Below are 18046 nucleotides of genomic sequence, written 5' to 3'. Positions count from 1 at the left end.
CACCTATCTTCTTTAATCAGGTTAAAGACCAAGAAAAGGTGATGGGTCAACTGGATTTACGAAAATTCCTTTATAAACTCCAAAGTGTAAATGGACTCCAGTTGAACTTCCAGTTGTTCCCATATTTCCAACTTTACTTCCTGTTTTTACAGATTGTCCTACGGAAACATTTAACGAGGACATATGGCCATATAATGAATAGTAACCATCTGAATGTTGAATAATCACACAGTTTCCAAACCCCCCATTGTTAAATTGAGAATAGACAACCGTACCATTTGTTACTGCTAATATCGGTGTTGCTATTGATCCAGAGAAATCAATTCCTTTATGAAATTCACCAGCAGTTCCAGTAATTGGATCTACACGAGAACCATATCCACTTGTGATAGTTACTGGTGATGGGACAGGCATTTTATACTTTCCATTTCCTGAATTACCTCCGCCATTTTCAACTGGAGTATAGTCACCACTTGAATACATTTTGTAGTAACCCATTACTTTATCTACATACCATTGTGCATGATTATAGGCGAAAATTGCTGACTGTAAATCTGCCATACCACCTGATTTACTTACATAGTTTGCACACGAGAAAGCAGCATCTTTTATGTTGTATGGGTCAGCTTTTCCGTCGTTATCAGCATCAACACCGTACCCTCCATATCTTGCAATCATTGCTGGATCTTCATACACAGATTTCGGAGGGGCTTTTCCATACCCCCACCCCAACCACGTCTCAGGTAAGAATTGAAAATGACCAATAGCTCCAGCTGAGGAAACCATATTTCCAGCTGTCCCAAAATTCGTTTCTACTTTATGAAAAGCAGCTATCAACGTCCAAGCTATGTCATACTTTTTACCCGCTTCTTTATATACTGGAATAAATTCTTTTGGAATTTCCTTCTCTCCAAGTTCACTAATTCCAATATCTCCACCTCCAGAATCATTTTTATTCTTCCCATCGACGAAATTTCCTAATAGAGCTAATAGGATTAAAAAAGAAAATAAGACTAGGGCAATATTACCTAACCCTAGACCTAATCCCCACTTTATTAATCTCTTTTTTACAATATCATTCAAGAGATAACTCACTCCATTCATAATCAGAAATCAACCATTGACCGTCGTTATTTTTTGTTAAAGTTAACAAACACGTTATGATTCTTTCTTTACCTGAATCACTTACCTTCCTGGTTAATTGATGTTGTATTTGATATTTACCGTCAATAACCTTTAATGATAGAAGCTTGATGTCTGAAACTTCTGAACTAGGCTGATTGGATTCTTTTGCTAATTTTTCTTTCGCACTACCCGTTAAATAATTGGAAGCATTTTTCAAGTTTTGCTCATTAAATGTAAAAAATGTAGCAATAAATCCTTGACTAGTTACTTGGACTAGCTCTTGGTCAGTTAAATTTGCATCATGAGATTCTTCAATGCTCTCTTCTTCGTTTCCTTCTGTCTCTTCACTGTCTTTAGAACCTTCATTCGCTACAATCTCTTCCGAATCAATAAGGCTTTCCAACGTTACCTCTTCACTTTTATCCGGAGTTTTCAATTGAATTAAAAGTAGTATTGAGAATAAAACAAAAATACTTACAATAGTAAAATATATTTTCAAGGCTTGTTTTCTTTGCATACCAGTTCTCCTTTTATGTTAAGATCCACCATCAAACATGGCTATTTCCTCATCAGTAACTTGGAAAGTCATTTGTAAATTTTGGTCTCCAGATATTGCTAGAATGCCTTCTGAACCGTCGACACCTTCGCTTTTACCTGTCCTGTACTTTGTCATCATTTCATACTCAAGATCAGAGAAAGAGGAACCAAACAAGTTTTTGAGGGAAGGTATAGAAGTGGTATCTTGCCTTAGTAAAATTTTGTATTGAGTTAATCCAAACAATTGGCGTAAATTATCAGCTGCTTCAGCCATATCTTTGTCAGATACGTTATCAACTTTGGGAAACATTCGTTCAATACGTTGTGTACCTAATGCAATTCCTCCAAAAAATTTACGCGCTTCTGACATAATTGTCATGAATATTTTAGTGGCAAATGCTTTTTTTATATTTAAGATGTTGTGACACTCATCTAAAATAATCAGGAATTTTCGCAAGTTCCATAGGAACCGTTTATTACTGCCAAATTTTTTCACCTGTGCATCAAACTTTTCTTTCTCTTTTCTACCAACCTTCATAACATTAGCCATTATATTGTTTAGAGAAATGAATATCTGACAATCAAATACAGCCTCATTTTTCAAATCTGAAAGAGTGGCAATATCAAAAAACACAACTGGATTCTCCCCTAAATCAGGGATTGTTGTTGTTCCATTAAACAGAGTGCCATATTGTTTCACTAGTTGATATATAGTGATTCGCATTTTTGTATATGCTTTTCTTATAAAATCGTCATCTTCATTTTTTTCCTTAATTTTAATAAATTCAGAAAATTCTTCCGCTATCGGATAATCACTATCTGGGAGTTCTGTAATGATAACTTCTGGATTATCCCATAGTCCGTTCTCTACATAAAAATCCCACGCTGCTGCCTCGTATAACTTCACTTCTGTTGAATCAGCTTCTGAATTTAATATTCTGTATATAACTCCCATTGTAGAAATATGCTGAACAAACGAAGCCTTTACATCCGTCTCTAGACTATCTCCTTTTTTGGTAACTGTTGGATAGACCTGGAACATATTAATTAGTCCTTGAGAGCCATCAAGTGGAATAGAATGACCTTTATATTCTTCTACTACTGAAGCAAACTCACCTGATTTATCATACCCTCTAATAAAATTGCCTTTATTCGCGTTATCCGCCAATAATTTCTTTAGTAAAGTAGATTTCCCTGAACCCATGTCACCAGCAACGAATAAGTTATAATACAAACGTGTGGGCGACTTATAAAACATATCGAAATAGACTGTTCCACCTGACCTAGTAGTTCCAAAGAAACCACCTGATTCATCGGATAAAAATGTTTGATTATGTGCAAAACCTAAACCTAATGCTTCTGCTTGAATCTCCATTCCCTGTGGTTCGTTTTCTAGTTTTTCTTGTTCTTCATAGGGTAAAAACATAGATTGCCATTCTTGCTTTTGTTGATCTAATAACGGTAAGCCCTTATAACCATCAGATCCAATAGTTAGTAAAATTTCATTTACTTTTTCTTCTAGTTTTGCCAGGGTAGCTTCATACACAAACACACGAATGTGCATTTTTTTTACTTGTTCCCCTTCTTTTGTTATTGCTATATTCAGATTTCTAAGCACATTATATTCACTATCAGCTAAATCAAACTCTCCGGTGGTTTTTGCCCTGTTTTTTCTAAGCTGAAGTTCTTCAATTGATTCGTTTACTCCTTTTTTGTAATCAATCTCTTGATCCGTTACATAATCAACAATAATCGTCGTATTCTCGAGTTTGGTCAATTCCAACATCCAAAATTCAGTCATTATATTCGGTGTATCATAGATATTTACACACGTACCATAGGAATCACCATACCGGTTATAAAACTCCTCCTTAAAAGACACGCCACCTTGTGGCTGCGTGTCATATATGAATTGTAAATTTGAATCTACTTCTATTGTTTTACTCACTTGGTTTAATCCCTCCAGTATTATTTAACAAATTAAAAACAGTTCTAATACTGTCTTTCGTTAATAAAGACGAATGAAATAGCTTGTCACTGCCATTTCTCAACTTTCTAATGTTATCTTCCAATTCGTTAACAGAATACCCAAAAACACACAAATATGACGCTAATTTTTTGTATTCTTTTTCTAAAAACTTCAATTTGTCTAACTCCATTTGAAGCCTTTTTAGTTGCACCTCTGTACCAGATTTTTCTATCATATACTTAAAATATTCTTGCTGCTTTTGATTTTGTTCAGGAAAATTCATAAAAATTTCTTTAACTGAAGAACTGTACATTTTAAGAAAGTTCCAATATGAATTAATGACAAAATCAGCTTCATTATCGTCTAAATAATGTAAGTCATATTTTTTTGTTTCAAGTACAGCCATAAAAATTTTGGTTTCACCACGTTTTAGAACAACATAGTTCTCTGCAGTAATTCCTGCTATTGGATACACCTTTGTTAACCGATTTATTTCAGCATTTACTTTCTTTTCTTTTCTACTTTTCTTAACTTTTTTTTCCTTAATCGCATCAAATGCCATGTTTTCCACCTACTTTGGTCTTTTTATTGGTCGATACGTTTTTCTATCTTTTAATAGGACTATTTTTGCTATTTGATACGTTTTCTTTTTCGGTATTTCACTTGGGCTTAGCAAAATATATAATGTGATAGGAAAGGCTAAAACAAAAGGAAATTCCAAATAAGAAAAAACAAATTGTTTTGATAAAGTAAAAAGAAAACCGATACCTGCGCTCCCAATAATAATAAACGCATCCTTAATATCTATTTTGTCATACTTAGTTTTAGTAATTATTTCAGCGGGTCTTATTACCATTCGACTCATTATTTATCTCTTCCTCCTTTTACTCTTTCTGCAGTTGCTTTAGATACATCGTAGACTTTTCTACTTGTACGAGCAGTTTTGCCGTCATACACTTTCTGTGCGCTTTCTGCATACGTTTGAACAGCTTTTTCTCCTAGTGTACTTGTATCTTTTTCTCTTGGTTGCATACCTTGTACTAAGTTTTCTTTAGCTTGTTGTACTGGTTTTGGCAATTGTGATCCGCCAACTCGTGGCACTTCATTAACATTTTTAGAAGCACCTTGACCACCATTTGAAAGTGCTTGTTGAGCTTTATTAGCGCCAAAATTACTCGCCATTTGTTGTTTGGCACTAGCATTTTTATTCGCTAAGCTAGATTGAGAACGATTACTTTCAGATTTCGCATTGCTAGGGCTTGATTTAGCCATTGCATTGGTAGGATTAGAATTGTTATTTCCTTGCGTTGAACCTATTGGATTTGAACTTGGATTCATGGAACTATCACTACTGTTTTTCCCTTCCAATCCATCTTTCCCAGCCATTCCAGCTGTTCCATCCAGTCCTTTATCTCCCGGTGGACCTTTTTCTCCAATATTTGGATTTGTTACATTACTATCATTTGGTTTTGAATTCGTTGGCGGTGTTTTAGTACTTCCACTCCCATTCCCTTTGCTATCAATGGAATTAATATCTGGAGCATTTAAAGGTACGCCACCGCCTTTAAATCCATCTAAAGCACCTTTCGCTGCAGCTGATCCATACAAACCTGCCTTACCAGCAAGTTTCCCTCCATTAAATGCGGTCTTAGCAGTATTTTTTGCAAGTTTCGAACCACCTTTAACAGCGTCTGAAACACCTCTAGCACCTTGCACTGTTCCAATTATTCCTCTACTAATACTAGATAAACCAGCATCAATTCCAAACAGCTGCTCTACAAAATTGGGCCCATCTACCGTTAACCAACCTCCTGCAAAAACAAGAACCATTTTTGTTACTACATTAACTGATGAGCTACCAACATATGCCGACCATAAGTCAAAGGCATTTATTAGAAACATGACTAAGTACAAGACGATAAACGAATCTCGTATCTTTATAACCATTTGCATGTTTCGTTGACTACTACCGATTCCGGTTAAGGAAACACCTTTTAGGACCATATTTAATATTCCTATTTCCATTATTATTTTTGCCGTTTTAAATAATGCGAAAAAGTATACAAGTCCCTTTGTTACAAGTTCAACTAAAATAAAGAAAGGGTGCCAGGAATACCTGAAATAGGCATCATCTGTTGCAATAAAATGAGAATCTAATTTTGCCAGCTTTTGTTCACCATTTAGTTCCCTAAGTTGAAGTTTTAATATATCTTTTCCTTTATCTGTCAAAGGTGAATCATCGAACCAAAACGTATTTCCAGTATCCACCACTTCTGATATATCTAGAATTGCTAGAGTTTTAGCTGATTTAATATCATTTGCAGGTTCTCTTGAATCCCATCCATTCCTGTCAATCGTATATACATCCGTAATATTATTCTGGAATACAATTAAACTGGAACTTTTTTGATTTGTTAGTAATGCCACTCCATTGGTAACTAGGGCTGAACAAAAATCCATTGCCCAGGGCATTACAAAAAATATTGTAATTGCGACCAATGTATTCGTGATATACTTACTTATTTCTGACTTACCTAGTACAATTATTTGAAATCCTAAAAATCCTAGAGCTAGTGCCATTAGGCCCCAAAATACAGGAACATAAGGTGCAATGAAATTCTTAACAGGTTCACTATCATAAAAATTAATTAGAGAGTAAACTTCCTTTAAACTTCCGGATAATAAATCAACTATTCCACCAATTCCCTTTAATATCATGAGACCAAAGTCTCTAGCGGCTGCAGTCCAAAATTTAGCGATTGTCAATAAATCTTCAAATTTTAATAGGTAATCAATTATTTCTTGGTTCGTTATAGCTAATATCACCAAATAATTCATCTCCTTTTTTATACAATCGGTTGAATCATTCTCAACCAAAGATCATTTAACTCAGCACGTTCTTGACTATTAAAAAAACTAGAAACTTGTTCAATAGTTTCTAGTTTGGAAAATTGATTGTATTCAGCTTCAGTAATTGATTCTTTCACTTTTTTACTCATGAATGTAAATTTATCTTCTGTAAGAACTTCATTTATTAGTGTTTCCTTCTCGTCAATTCCATCTATATCTAACATCATTTGTTCCACTGTCCTTTCAGTTAAAGACTTGTTTTTGATTCCTTTTTTCGGTTTTACAATTGATTTTGCTAAAGTTAAACTTTGTGGATATTCATCTTTATTTGACATAGGCAGTGGCATTTTTATTGCCTCATCAAATTGGAAATCTTCATGTTTTTCTGTATCATCCTCATAAGTTTCTTCAACATCGACTAATTTTTGTTTAAACTTAACAATAATTTTGTCTAACTCAATTTCCTTATGATCTTTCCCTAAATTCATTGAAGAGATAGGCGCTGGATTATCAAATCTATGAAGTAAATACTCGTACCTATGTTTCATTTGAGTTCCATCTTTATAGTTTGCAAAAATTGCAGTCGGCTTTATTCGGTTTCCCTTCAAGTCACGACGTTTCTTCGTTCTTAACATAAGCCATTCTCCTGGCTCAATTCCCCTTAATTCATTGGCATCAATTACATCTCGTTCTCCTTCACTTTCAGAATAAGATTTATCCCTACTTAATGGATCACCACTTCGAACAACTTCTATTACTGTTTTTTTACCTAATTTCCTACTAAAATATTCAGCATCTTCTTGTTCATCACTCATAATATAGTACTGATTCCCACAAGCTCCAGTAATTGCCTTACTCATTTTTTCACCGTATTTATCATCAAATTGCGCATAAGATTGCAATACAAAATGGTAAATTAATCCCCTACTTAGTCCTAAGTTAACTGCCCTACTTAACCCATCGATAGCTGGTATATTCGCAGCTTCCTCTAATAAATAGCGAACTTTACGTTTTGTTTGACTACCTTCAGATAAAGTTGCTTTTTCTGACAAAACTTCATTCAATTGAGATAAGAAAGTCGAAATAATTGTGTAATTTGAATCATTCCAATCAGGATAAACAATAAAAACCGCAACAGGTCTATCCCCAAACCCAATTTCTTCTAAATCTAAATCATTTTCAGCTGTCAATTTAGCAATAGCATCATAGGTATAGTTCTTCAATTTAGCCATTGTTCCAGTAAAAATCCCGCTCCGAGTAACTCCTTGCGAGAATTTGATTGTTCCATATTGCTTTCGGGCCACGTTTGTTACAGGTAGATTTTCAAAAAAGCTATCTAATGCGGTATATCCTTTTTCATCAGGATACGCACCTAATTCTTCTAACATACTCGTAACTGCATACATGTTTATACATTCGGTATGACCTGACGTTACTCCAATATCACAAATAGCCAGTATAAGCGCATTTAAGAGCGAAATACTGGCTTCTTCCCACATAGGTTCTTTTGAATTTGGATTGTGATACAGGCTAAAGGAAAGGCTATTAGCGAGCATTTGAGCTTTGGTAAAATCCTTCTTTATATATGCCTTTTTGACTAATTCTAATGGATTAAATCTTATCCCATTTTCTGGTTCAACTAAATTTAAACAATAAACGTCATAACCAAACCGCTCAAATTCTGCTTTTGTATTTTTTAGCAAATCACCTTTCAAGTCATTCACAATAACTGAATCTTTAACCTTCGCTCTCATAATCAAATCTAATAGCGGATAGGAAAAAGTCTCTGTTTTACCTGATTGTGTTCCCCCTATGACTAGAGAACTAGTTTTATTCGTATCGATATAAACGTAGGAAACTTCCTTTTTATTTTCACCGGTTCCTTCAATTTCAGTGACACCACAAACTGGATTTCCTGATTCACCTTCGTATTCATTATCATCAAGACGCACCTTCTTATATTGAACTGGTAATTGTTCCGGAGTCGTTAATTTTTGCGTTCCCTTTGTTCCTTTATTAATATCTTTGAAAGCCATTCTTTGTTCGTATAGTCTTTTTGGAATAAAAAATGTAAGAAACACAAAAATCAACAGATACCCAAACGGAAAAAATGGGCGCATTGTGTTTAAATTGAATAAAGTTCCATTGAACACAGGCGACCAATCAACAGAATCAGTGAATAAAAACTCTTTTCCTAAAGAAAAAATAGTCTTTAATTGTGCAAGTAAATTAAAGACTATGTTTGCTAATAAAAAGGTTCCCACATATGCTAATAAACCAAAAACAACTAAAACTATTGGCGTAGCAAGAATTTTCTTCCATTGTTTATACTCTTTATTCAATCAACTTAACCTCCTTTTTTATTGATGAGGTATTATTTTTTGAAAGGCTATCAGGTTTGGATAATTCTAATACTCTAATTTTATATCCTCGTTTTTCAAGTTCTAGCATTAGTTCTTTATCAAAAATCCCATTTGGATCATTAAAAATTATAGAAGAAGCGCTATCCTCATTCCTCTGAAGCAGCTCATCAAAAGTGGTTCTCCCTAAAGTTTCAATAATTTTTAACTGCCTTACAGTTGGGACAACCAGTCCAGATTCCCACTTCTTGATAATTGTTATATCCTCTTGGTCTACAAGTTTTCCAAATTTTTTTAGTGACAAATATCGTTTTGTTACATTGTTTTTCACTCTTATATTTTTTATTCTTTTTCCTACTTCAACTTGGAAATCAGGAATCATTGCATTCTCTCCTTAATCTATTTATTTAGACTCTTTACACGAAATCACTAATCCATTTTTTATCTTGACTTTTTTACAAAACAAATCAAAAGTAACTAGATATTCTCGACTGTCATAGATTTCTCGTACCAGTGCAATATCTTCAAACTCAATTCTATTTGTGGATTCAAAAAAGTGCCGAATGACCTCAATATCACTCGACACATCAGTTTCTTCTTTATCATGAAAAAATGGTTTATCTTTCACGACCTGCACTAGCTTCTTGCATTACAGCATTTCCTTTAGTTGCTCCCTCTCTATGATTAATTGTGACAACCGCACCTTTACTTTGAGTATTTTGTTGCTCCACAAAACTCTTAGCTTGAATTAGTTCTTCAGATAATTTTGATCCCTTTCCTTCTTCAAATATCACTGGGTAAGGAATCAAAGACTCAACTTTGGCAAATTCAGTTTCACTCATTTCCCACTCCTTAATACCATTTGAATAGGCTAATTTGCTCAATGTTTCTGAACGCTGCTCTTGAATTTGTTGTAAATCATTTAAAACCTTATAATCATAGGGAATATTTTGACTTTCTTCAAAGTCCCTATTTTGAAATTCTGCATTCAATTCAAGCTGACCATTATCAAATTCTAATTTTGCTTCTCCAAATTTAACTCTTTCAGCCAAATAGTTGATTTGAATTTCATTTAAGTTTTCGAATTTTGACTGTTGTGAATCTTGTTTAACAGGCCTCTTGTCAATTTCTACCACAGCACCATTTGTTGGTTCATTTTCAGCAGATTCTACAGGAGTATTTTTTCCAGCTGGTTTATAGCTTTCATTTGATACGTTTGCTAATAATGCAGCTTCAGTAAATTCTTTATTTATTTCAGTTTGAATTTTTTGATCCTGATTACTAATTTGTTCTAAAAATTCATACTTCTCAGATAAATCAATTGCAAATTGTTCCTTCATATCAACTAAAACATTTTTTCTAAAATCAACTTTTTCTTGAAGAGTGGAACCTTTTTCAAAAGCCATAAAAGCCTCTTTCTCTTGTCTTGTTACAGGGATAGCTAATAACATTTTTTCATACGTTGATTTTGAAAGTAACTCATTTGGATTAACGTTATTCAATACTGATTCTTTTCCATTTTTTGGTTCCTCTTTAATTACTTCTTCCTGGTTCTTTTCTTCAGAAGTGATTACTTCTTTTTCAGATGATTCAGTAAGAGAAGAATCAATTTTTTTTGATATCACTTTAAGCTTATTATTAACTCCTTCAAGCTGTTTATCTATAAACTGAGAGGTTTGTTCCTTAGCGTTCACAACGGCTCTCTCTGGCGCTGTTTTAATGATTTCTACAGTGTTTTTCAAAGAACTTCCCATATCAAATATATAATCACGAGCACGTTCTTTAAATTGAGCTTGACGTTTTCTTGGACCTAATGTTTGGCCATCTTGAGTATTTTCTTGAACCTTTATCGGTTCAGCTGTAACTGTTGCTGCAATCAATTTATCTATTTTTCCAAAATAAACATTCAAAGCATGCTCTAAATCATCTTTTGTAATTGTTTTTGATCCAACTGATTCAACAACTTTATTCACAACTTCCGATTTATTTTCATCTCTTAAATATTCAGCTTGATAATCTGCAATATTTTTCACTTTATTTTCAAGAGAAGTAGTGGAAACTCCTTTGTTATCACTATTTTTTTGTATTTCCTTCGTCTCTTTACCAGGGTTGCTGCCTTGATTAAATTGAAGAACATTTTTAGCTCCAGGAGCAACTGGATCTGGAACAACATATTTGATATCTTCCATTACTCGATTCTCTATAGCTGGAATGTAATTTTCTGGTTCTTTAATTTCTTCAACTCTCCCTAAACGAACATCAATTTTATGGGAAATTGTAATTAATCTACTATTCAATTTACGCAAAGCTGTTTTGAAAAATCCGGTTGCTACTTCTTGCCCATTCGCAATTAACTCGTCTGGTAATCGTTGTGCACGTTTTGCAGTATTAACCATTGATTTACCAAAATCTACAAGTTTAATTTTGGCTTTTTGTCTAAATGATTTATGAATATCAGACCTTTTAACAAAAGGAACCTTTTTTTCTCTGATATCTAATAGAGATTCTGAAATAAGTTCCTCAACTTTGTTGTAATGATTCTGTAAAAGCATCTGTAATTCTTCTTTTGTAATAGGAGTGATACCAATTGTTTGTTGGACCATTTCTATCGTTTCTTTTGGCAAATCCTCTTTCAAATAAGTCTCAAAGTAACCAACATCTTCTGGTAAATTATTTGCACGTTCAGCCATTTAATCCCTCCTTATATTAAAAAAACTACCACTTTGTTTATCTATCACGTTCAAAGGTTACAGTTTTACTCACCGCACCCACTTTATTAATAGGTCGCTCAATTGTTACCTCTGCACCTTTTGGATGGTTTCTTTCTAAGATTTCTTTTGCATTATTTATATGAGTTGGAAGACTTTCAAGAATTTCATATACACTAGGGGCATAAGAAGAGGGCATTGGATATGCACTATCTATAAATAAATGATTCACTTCTTTAGCATCCACTTCACTAAGTGTACGTTCAATTTTATTGGTTTTTTCCTCTTGAACAATATAAGCTTTCTCTTTTTCGACTCTACGTTTTTCAACGTTTTCAATCCCTTGTGGTTCATAAGGTTCATTGTCACTTTCTAAAATTTCATCTTGATATAAAAAATCACCAAATGATTCTTTATACTGATTTTCTAATATCAAATCATGTTCAGCACTTGCAACTTGTAAAGCACTTTCGGCTAATTCAATTTTAGATTGAATGTAAGCCAACTGTTCTTCATTAAATTCTTGTTCTGTTGACTTCTCAGTTGGCTCAACCTTTATAGGACTAGCTTTTTCATACTTCATAATTTGATAATATTCTTTTTCTAAAAAATCTTGGGTACTAGTATTACTAACTTGCAAAGCTTCAAGTGTTTCAATGTGATTAGACGTATCAATACCTTCCAAAATTTTTAATTCAGTTGCTGCGTTTATTCTCATATCAATAGAATCCCAATGGTTATGGCTTCTATCAAACGCTGTAATATCAACACGTTCGCTATATGTCAAACCTTCGTTTTTAAGGTATTTTTTATACATTTCTTTAGCTGGCATAATACAATTTCCTTTCTTAACAATCCGTTTTTTCTTTCCAATCAAATATCCATTGCACTCTCTTTGCTGATTTTGTATAACCTGTTTCTAAAGTTAAGATCCATTCTTGTATATCTTGATAATCAAATCCAAATTTTTTTATTACTCCAGGTAATTCTTCACCTTCTCTCCATGAGTACAGCAAGGGTAAAGATTGGTTTAAATGACCAAGAGAAAATAGATACTGTTTCCTCTTGCCTTTTCTTCTAACCAAATATAAATAATCAATTCCCTTAGCGTTTACTCTCTTTAAATATGCGACATTGGTAGACATCACCTCCTTCCCCCTTTATATAAAAAGGTTTGCCCCACTTTTCATTCTTTCGAATAGTGGGGCAAACCTTTTGTATTATTTTTATCTCCAAAAGTAATCATCTACTAAATGGAAAATTGTTTTATCTTCAATTCCTTCTTTATCTTCAACAATAATGTACCGGAAGGAGTGGGTTATTAAAGAATACTTCATCTTGAATTCACAGTGAATATCTTTCTTACTTAGTCTACCTTCTTTTGTAATTAGTAAGTCATTATTCAACATAGACTTATAATGACCAATCATTTCTTGCCAATCTGCTGTAATAGGATAGTATTTTAAAAAATTTTCTTGAATATTTTCAAGAGTTTTTCTGAACTCATTTTCTCTAACTCTAAAAGACATAAATGCGGTTCGTTTAAAATATTCTCTTATAAGAATATCTAACAATGTTATAACAGCAAAGGAAACACCAATAACCAAAAAAAAGGACATAATGGATTCAATTGTTTCATTTGAAACTGGGTTTAGTTTAATGTCCCAACTTCTATAAAGAGCGAAAACAATATTTAATAAGAAAGCTGAAACAGCAACTCTAGGTCTTCTTAATTTGAAAAACACCAGAACCAACATTACTGCAAACAAGAAAGAAAGAAAACTTTGAGTAATTGATAAGATTACTTTTATTTCTGATTCACTATTATATTTTGTTAACTCTTCGAATACCGCTAAAATAATGAACCAAGATAGTAACCTTATTGCTATATAAGCAATATTTTTGATTATCCACTTAAACACTACTACTGTATTTGCACCCTGTATGAGCCAAAACTTTTTATTTTTGATTAAATGATCTAATTGTTCTTTATTTTTTAAACTAAAATATAAAGTAGTACTAACAATGCCAAAAATAGCATAAATTAAACTTCTAATGATGATATACTGTGAGTCTGATTCACCAATTTTAATAAAAAATAAAACAAGTAAGATAATTGACATCAACAAACAAACAATTCCAGTCAAACCAAATACTTTTTTCCAATCTATTAATTTTTTCACTTCTTAATCCCCTTTGTCTGTTATTTCTAAATTGATTTCTTTTTTCAACAATCTTCCACCTTTAACTGGAACATGGAGAATTAGTTTATATACGCCCATTCTTGAAAATTCGATTGTGTCATATCCTTCTAACTTCGCCATTGCTGTATCAATTTTATTTTCAACTGGTGCGCCTAAAGATTTTTTTTCAACCAATTTATAATGACTTAACAACATAGGGACTGATAATTCCCAATCCTTTACAGATGTTAATTTAGAAGGACCTTCAATCTTAAATAAATCATTATCCATTGATTCTAATGAGGGTCTGTTTTTCTGTCCTACACATAAAATAGAAATAATTTCAGCAGTTCGAATTTCTTTGTAATACAACGTCTTAGAATCTATGGGCATAAAATGTAATACATTACTCGTAAGTAATTCTAAGCCCCCAGGGAACATATTATAATTAACTACTGTCCCAATTTTTATCCAAACCCACCCTACTTCACTTTGACCATTTCTAAAATCGATTTGATACAAATTATCAATATTCACAATAGATGACGATCTTGTATTGTCTTTTTTCCTCACTTCTAAAGAAGTTCCATAAAATTGTTTTTTTATTGATTGAGATTCACTTTCAACTTTTCTTTCCCTTTGATTTGATCTATAGAATAGAGGCTTTTCAAGGAAAGTTAAAAATACATAATTAACGGACACATCGAAAATTGAATCTTTGTTAATTGACCGCGCTGCCACCTTAAAAACATATGTGTACATATAATAGTTCATAGCTAAATATACGAGAATATAAAAAGCACTGCCTTCACTAAAGCTCCCTTTATCAACCAGTACGCTATATAATTCTGAAAAAATAAGATCCCCTAAACTAAAAGAATACAACAAAACAAGACAAATATTAATTATTGGGATTATTACATGGTCTATTTTGGCATTCTCTTTAATTTTTTCTGTAACTTTCGCCGAACTTTTACTTCGAATATAACGATTAAATAGTCCTAACAAAAGCCATGAACCATTAAAAACAATTATTAGAAATGCTGGTACAAGTGAAATTAATTGCATTAAAACCAAAAGTTCTTTCATTAATATAAACCTCCAAATTGTTATAGAAGAGTTTAGAAACTCTTCTACAACATACTTTTATTACTTACTTTCTAACTCAATTAAAGGTGCTTCCTTCTCAACAACTGTCACAATTCTAACTTGTTCAATTGTTTTTCCATGCCCATCTGTAACGATGTACGTCAATTGAAAGACACCGACTTGATCAATATTCACTTCACCTAAAATTTCAACGTGCAGCAATTCTATTGGTGTTTCTGTATCATTGAAAATGACTCCTTCCATCTCATCAAAAGAATCACCTACTTCTATTGTCACATCTTCAACTCCAGATATAGTAGGACTATCATTCACAACCGTTATCGTCCGAATTACTTCAGAGCTGCCTCCAAATGAATCTTGTACAGAATATTTAAATCTATATTCACCTGATATTTCTGAATTAAATCCGTCTAAATCATCAACTATCAATCGGTCCGTCAAAATCCCTTCTTCTCTATCCGTTACATCAACATTTTCAAGTGGGTCAAATACCGTACCTACGTGAATCGTACTATCAGAAGCGCCGTTAATGATCGGATTATCATTTAAATAGGTCACTATAATAGTTTTTTCTGTTGTTTTACCATGTTTATCAGAAACAGAATAGGTTAACGGATACGAACCAGGAACGTTTGATTGAATAGCAGCAAATTGTTCTTTATTTATCATATCTTCTGTTACTAAAATTGAGCCATCTTCCTTATCTGTTACTGAAACGCCTTCTAATGCCATTTCAATCGTAAATGATGTATGATCTAGAACATGATAGTTCTTGTCCTCAGCATGAATAACAGGAGCCTCATTTGTAACATTTACAGTTCTTGTTCTAGTTGCCGTTTTCCCATTCCCATCATCAACAAATAAGACAACTTCATACTGACCTTCTTTAGAAAAATTGACATTCGAAGATAAGATTTTCACATCATTTGTAATATTTCCTGATTCTTTATCAAATGCTCTAACTCCTTGAAGTAAGTCTATTTCAGTATCAATTTGAACATTGATTGTTGGAGAAATAATAATTGGTGCTTCATTAGTTACCGACACATTTATACTCACTGGAGTAGCGCTAAAACCATGCTTGTCTTGAACATAGTACGTAACAACATAGTTTCCTTCGTAGTCTGTTGAAACGTTCGAATCGTTCCAAATAGAGTTAGATAAATCACCATCTTCTAAATCAAAAGCAGTCACAAATTCACTCGGATTAAAATTCGAACGTACAGGTATTGTTACCTCATCTGTTAATGTAGTCAAAATTGGGCGACTATTTACAGTTACATAACTAACTTTAGGTTCTGCAGTTAACCCTTTTGAATTCGTTCCAGTTGAATAATAAATTGGGTAGGTTCCACTCGTCGATAAATCAAGTTTTGATACATCAACAATCAATTCAATATTCGAGTCGTATAAATCTGAAACACTAGCAAATTGATAAGGATCAAAGCTCCCACCCAATTCAACTAAAATTGTTGGATTATTCGTAATAATTGGCGCTTGAAATACAGGCGGTTTAATTACTGGTGGAACAATTGGATTTGTGTTGTCTCCAGGTTTTATTGTTGTAGGTTTTTCCACAGCTGTAACAGTATCTTTATTGTCCTCTGCTGCTAAAGCAAGCAGATTTAATAACTGATTCGTTGTTGTTTTAGTTGTTGGAACATTTTTGCTTAATGGTTCTTTAACATTGGAAAAAATGTCTACAATAGATTGATCTTCTGCAGCTTTTTTTTCATCTTTTGTTTTTTTATCAGAATTTTTACTCTTCGTTGTGGAATTAGATGAATCTTTCTTTAGCCTACTATTATTCGTATCATTCTTTTTAGTATCTGATTTAGTAGTATTTGTATTTGGAGCCATTAAATAATTGTACGAACCTACTCCCAAACCTAATAAGATGACTGTAGAAATACCTACAAACCATTTATTTTTTTTACTTATTTGTTCCTTTGGATTCTCGTTGTTTTCTTCACTCATTCAAATACCCCTTTCCAATTTCCTTTAACTGAACTCTCATAGCTTCAGCATTTTTTTTTGCTTCATTCTGTACTTCAGGTGACAAGTTTGGATCTGAAGAATCTTTTTCATACTTTTTCAACAAAGTCACTGCAATTTGCGCATTACTCAATGCTGCTTCTAAATCGTCATTTTTAAGCATTTCGTTCATTTTTTTGGCTTCGTCTACTTTTCCATCCTGAATGGCTTTATATGCACTAGTCAGCTTATATTCTTCCATTTGTAAGGTTAACTCTTTATTCATTAACACCTCGTTAATAATTTCAGCTTCTTCAATTTTTCCTTCTTGAATATAGGCGTATGCAAGCATTGCTTGACGTTCTTTTGATTTGGATACTACTTGATATTCAATAACCTTTTTCCATTCTTTATTTAAAAAATAATAGTCAAAAAAGGCTTCTTTACTATCAGCCCCTTCTGCAATCTCTTTTAAACCAGCTTTATTATTATCCTTCACTAATAGAGCCAAGATTTCTGATTGATTTTTAGGATAATCATTGTATGCTTTCAAATAGTTATTTTGTTCAATTAATTTTTTGTATCCATCAGATTCAACTGAACTTGAAACCTCTGAATTTGATTGACTTGCTTTAGGATCACTACTAAAAGAATTAAAAAATAAAACTGATACAGTGCTACTAAAAATTAAAATAGGAACAACAATTAAAACAATTTTCGTTGTTTTTTTTGTCATTCCTATTTTTGGCGATTTTATTTTTTTATTTTTTTGTTTAATTTCTGGTAATTCCTTATGAACAACTTCAACCTCTATCGTAGGTTTAATTGATTGCGAAACTCTTTTTTCCTTAATTTCAACTTTTTCTTGTGGTTCATCTGAATGAATAACAGAAGGTGCATTCATAAATTCATTTTCAATCTTCTTCATTAATGCCCGTTTTTCCTCTTCTGGAGTGTCAGCAAAGGTTGTAGTCAATGTGCTGTTTACTAATAAAATTAGGTTTAGAGCGGTTCCTTCACCTACTAACACCTCATCTCTAAAGAGAATAGACTCATTTTCATATATAGTGATCTCGACTGAACTAGTAAAGCCTTGTTCTTCGGCATATCTATCTAATTCAACGATTAAGGTATTAGCTTCTACTAATTGAAGTTTGTTCCTCTTATTCACTAATTTCTTTAGTTCTTTACTTGCTTTAAAAACAGCATAAATCATACAGATACCCTCCT

The 18046-nt window shown here is 32.9% G+C and carries 15 protein-coding genes; all 15 read right to left on the bottom strand.

All coding sequences use genetic code 11. The features are described from left to right. Positions 1 to 21: 21 nt before the first annotated feature. The 15 genes from MHI00_RS17440 to MHI00_RS17370 all read right to left on the bottom strand — a co-directional run bounded on the left by MHI00_RS17440 (position 22) and on the right by MHI00_RS17370 (position 18032). A complete protein-coding gene (locus MHI00_RS17440; RefSeq protein WP_341115568.1) occupies positions 22 to 1083 on the bottom strand; it encodes a peptidoglycan DD-metalloendopeptidase family protein in 1062 nt (353 codons plus the stop codon). Further along, positions 1076 to 1642 carry a hypothetical protein gene (locus MHI00_RS17435; protein ID WP_341115565.1) on the bottom strand — a complete coding sequence of 189 codons (567 nt, stop codon included), beginning with the start codon at positions 1640 to 1642 and terminating at the stop codon, positions 1076 to 1078. Before MHI00_RS17435 ends, MHI00_RS17440 begins: the two co-directional genes overlap by 8 nt. An 18-nt stretch (positions 1643 to 1660) precedes the next feature. Beyond that, the gene (locus MHI00_RS17430) at positions 1661 to 3610 is read right to left on the bottom strand and encodes an ATPase (RefSeq protein WP_341115563.1); all 1950 of its coding nucleotides are present in this window, start codon (positions 3608 to 3610) and stop codon (positions 1661 to 1663) included. Next, on the bottom strand, positions 3603 to 4193 hold the full coding sequence (locus tag MHI00_RS17425; RefSeq protein WP_341115561.1) for a hypothetical protein: 591 nt from the start codon (positions 4191 to 4193) through the stop codon (positions 3603 to 3605). Before MHI00_RS17425 ends, MHI00_RS17430 begins: the two co-directional genes overlap by 8 nt. 9 nt (positions 4194 to 4202) lie before the next feature. Next, entirely contained in the window at positions 4203 to 4496 is a 294-nt protein-coding gene (locus tag MHI00_RS17420; protein ID WP_229252478.1) for a hypothetical protein, read from the bottom strand. Then, a complete protein-coding gene (locus MHI00_RS17415; RefSeq protein ID WP_346819032.1) occupies positions 4496 to 6457 on the bottom strand; it encodes a pLS20_p028 family conjugation system transmembrane protein in 1962 nt (653 codons plus the stop codon). Before MHI00_RS17415 ends, MHI00_RS17420 begins: the two co-directional genes overlap by 1 nt. A gap of 20 nt (positions 6458 to 6477) precedes the next feature. Further along, positions 6478 to 8823 (bottom strand): VirD4-like conjugal transfer protein, CD1115 family, encoded by a 2346-nt coding sequence (locus MHI00_RS17410; protein WP_229252476.1) that lies wholly within the window; start codon positions 8821 to 8823, stop codon positions 6478 to 6480. Beyond that, on the bottom strand, positions 8816 to 9223 hold the full coding sequence (locus MHI00_RS17405; RefSeq protein WP_341115557.1) for a hypothetical protein: 408 nt from the start codon (positions 9221 to 9223) through the stop codon (positions 8816 to 8818). The genes MHI00_RS17410 and MHI00_RS17405 overlap by 8 nt, the downstream gene beginning before the upstream one ends. 235 nt (positions 9224 to 9458) lie before the next feature. After that, on the bottom strand, positions 9459 to 11531 hold the full coding sequence (locus MHI00_RS17400) for a hypothetical protein (RefSeq protein ID WP_341115555.1): 2073 nt from the start codon (positions 11529 to 11531) through the stop codon (positions 9459 to 9461). A 37-nt stretch (positions 11532 to 11568) separates the two neighbouring features. Continuing rightward, positions 11569 to 12381 carry a hypothetical protein gene (locus MHI00_RS17395; RefSeq protein WP_341115554.1) on the bottom strand — a complete coding sequence of 271 codons (813 nt, stop codon included), beginning with the start codon at positions 12379 to 12381 and terminating at the stop codon, positions 11569 to 11571. A 16-nt stretch (positions 12382 to 12397) separates the two neighbouring features. Beyond that, entirely contained in the window at positions 12398 to 12694 is a 297-nt protein-coding gene (locus MHI00_RS17390) for a hypothetical protein (protein ID WP_341115553.1), read from the bottom strand. Between the two features lie 81 nt (positions 12695 to 12775). Beyond that, the gene (locus MHI00_RS17385; protein WP_341115552.1) at positions 12776 to 13732 is read right to left on the bottom strand and encodes a hypothetical protein; all 957 of its coding nucleotides are present in this window, start codon (positions 13730 to 13732) and stop codon (positions 12776 to 12778) included. A 3-nt stretch (positions 13733 to 13735) separates the two neighbouring features. Further along, entirely contained in the window at positions 13736 to 14821 is a 1086-nt protein-coding gene (locus MHI00_RS17380; RefSeq protein WP_341115550.1) for a hypothetical protein, read from the bottom strand. Between the two features lie 60 nt (positions 14822 to 14881). After that, entirely contained in the window at positions 14882 to 16819 is a 1938-nt protein-coding gene (locus tag MHI00_RS17375; RefSeq protein WP_341115548.1) for an immunoglobulin-like domain-containing protein, read from the bottom strand. Then, positions 16812 to 18032, bottom strand: a complete 1221-nt coding sequence (locus tag MHI00_RS17370) for a hypothetical protein (protein ID WP_341115547.1) — start codon at positions 18030 to 18032, stop codon at positions 16812 to 16814. The genes MHI00_RS17375 and MHI00_RS17370 overlap by 8 nt, the downstream gene beginning before the upstream one ends. Positions 18033 to 18046: the final 14 nt, after the last annotated feature.

The sequence above is a fragment of the Carnobacterium sp. FSL E2-0243 genome (assembly GCF_038003605.1).
GTDB lineage: Bacteria > Bacillota > Bacilli > Lactobacillales > Carnobacteriaceae > Carnobacterium > Carnobacterium maltaromaticum.
Note: the sequence above shows the minus strand (reverse complement) of the source record. Positions and strands in the feature narration are given on the sequence as shown.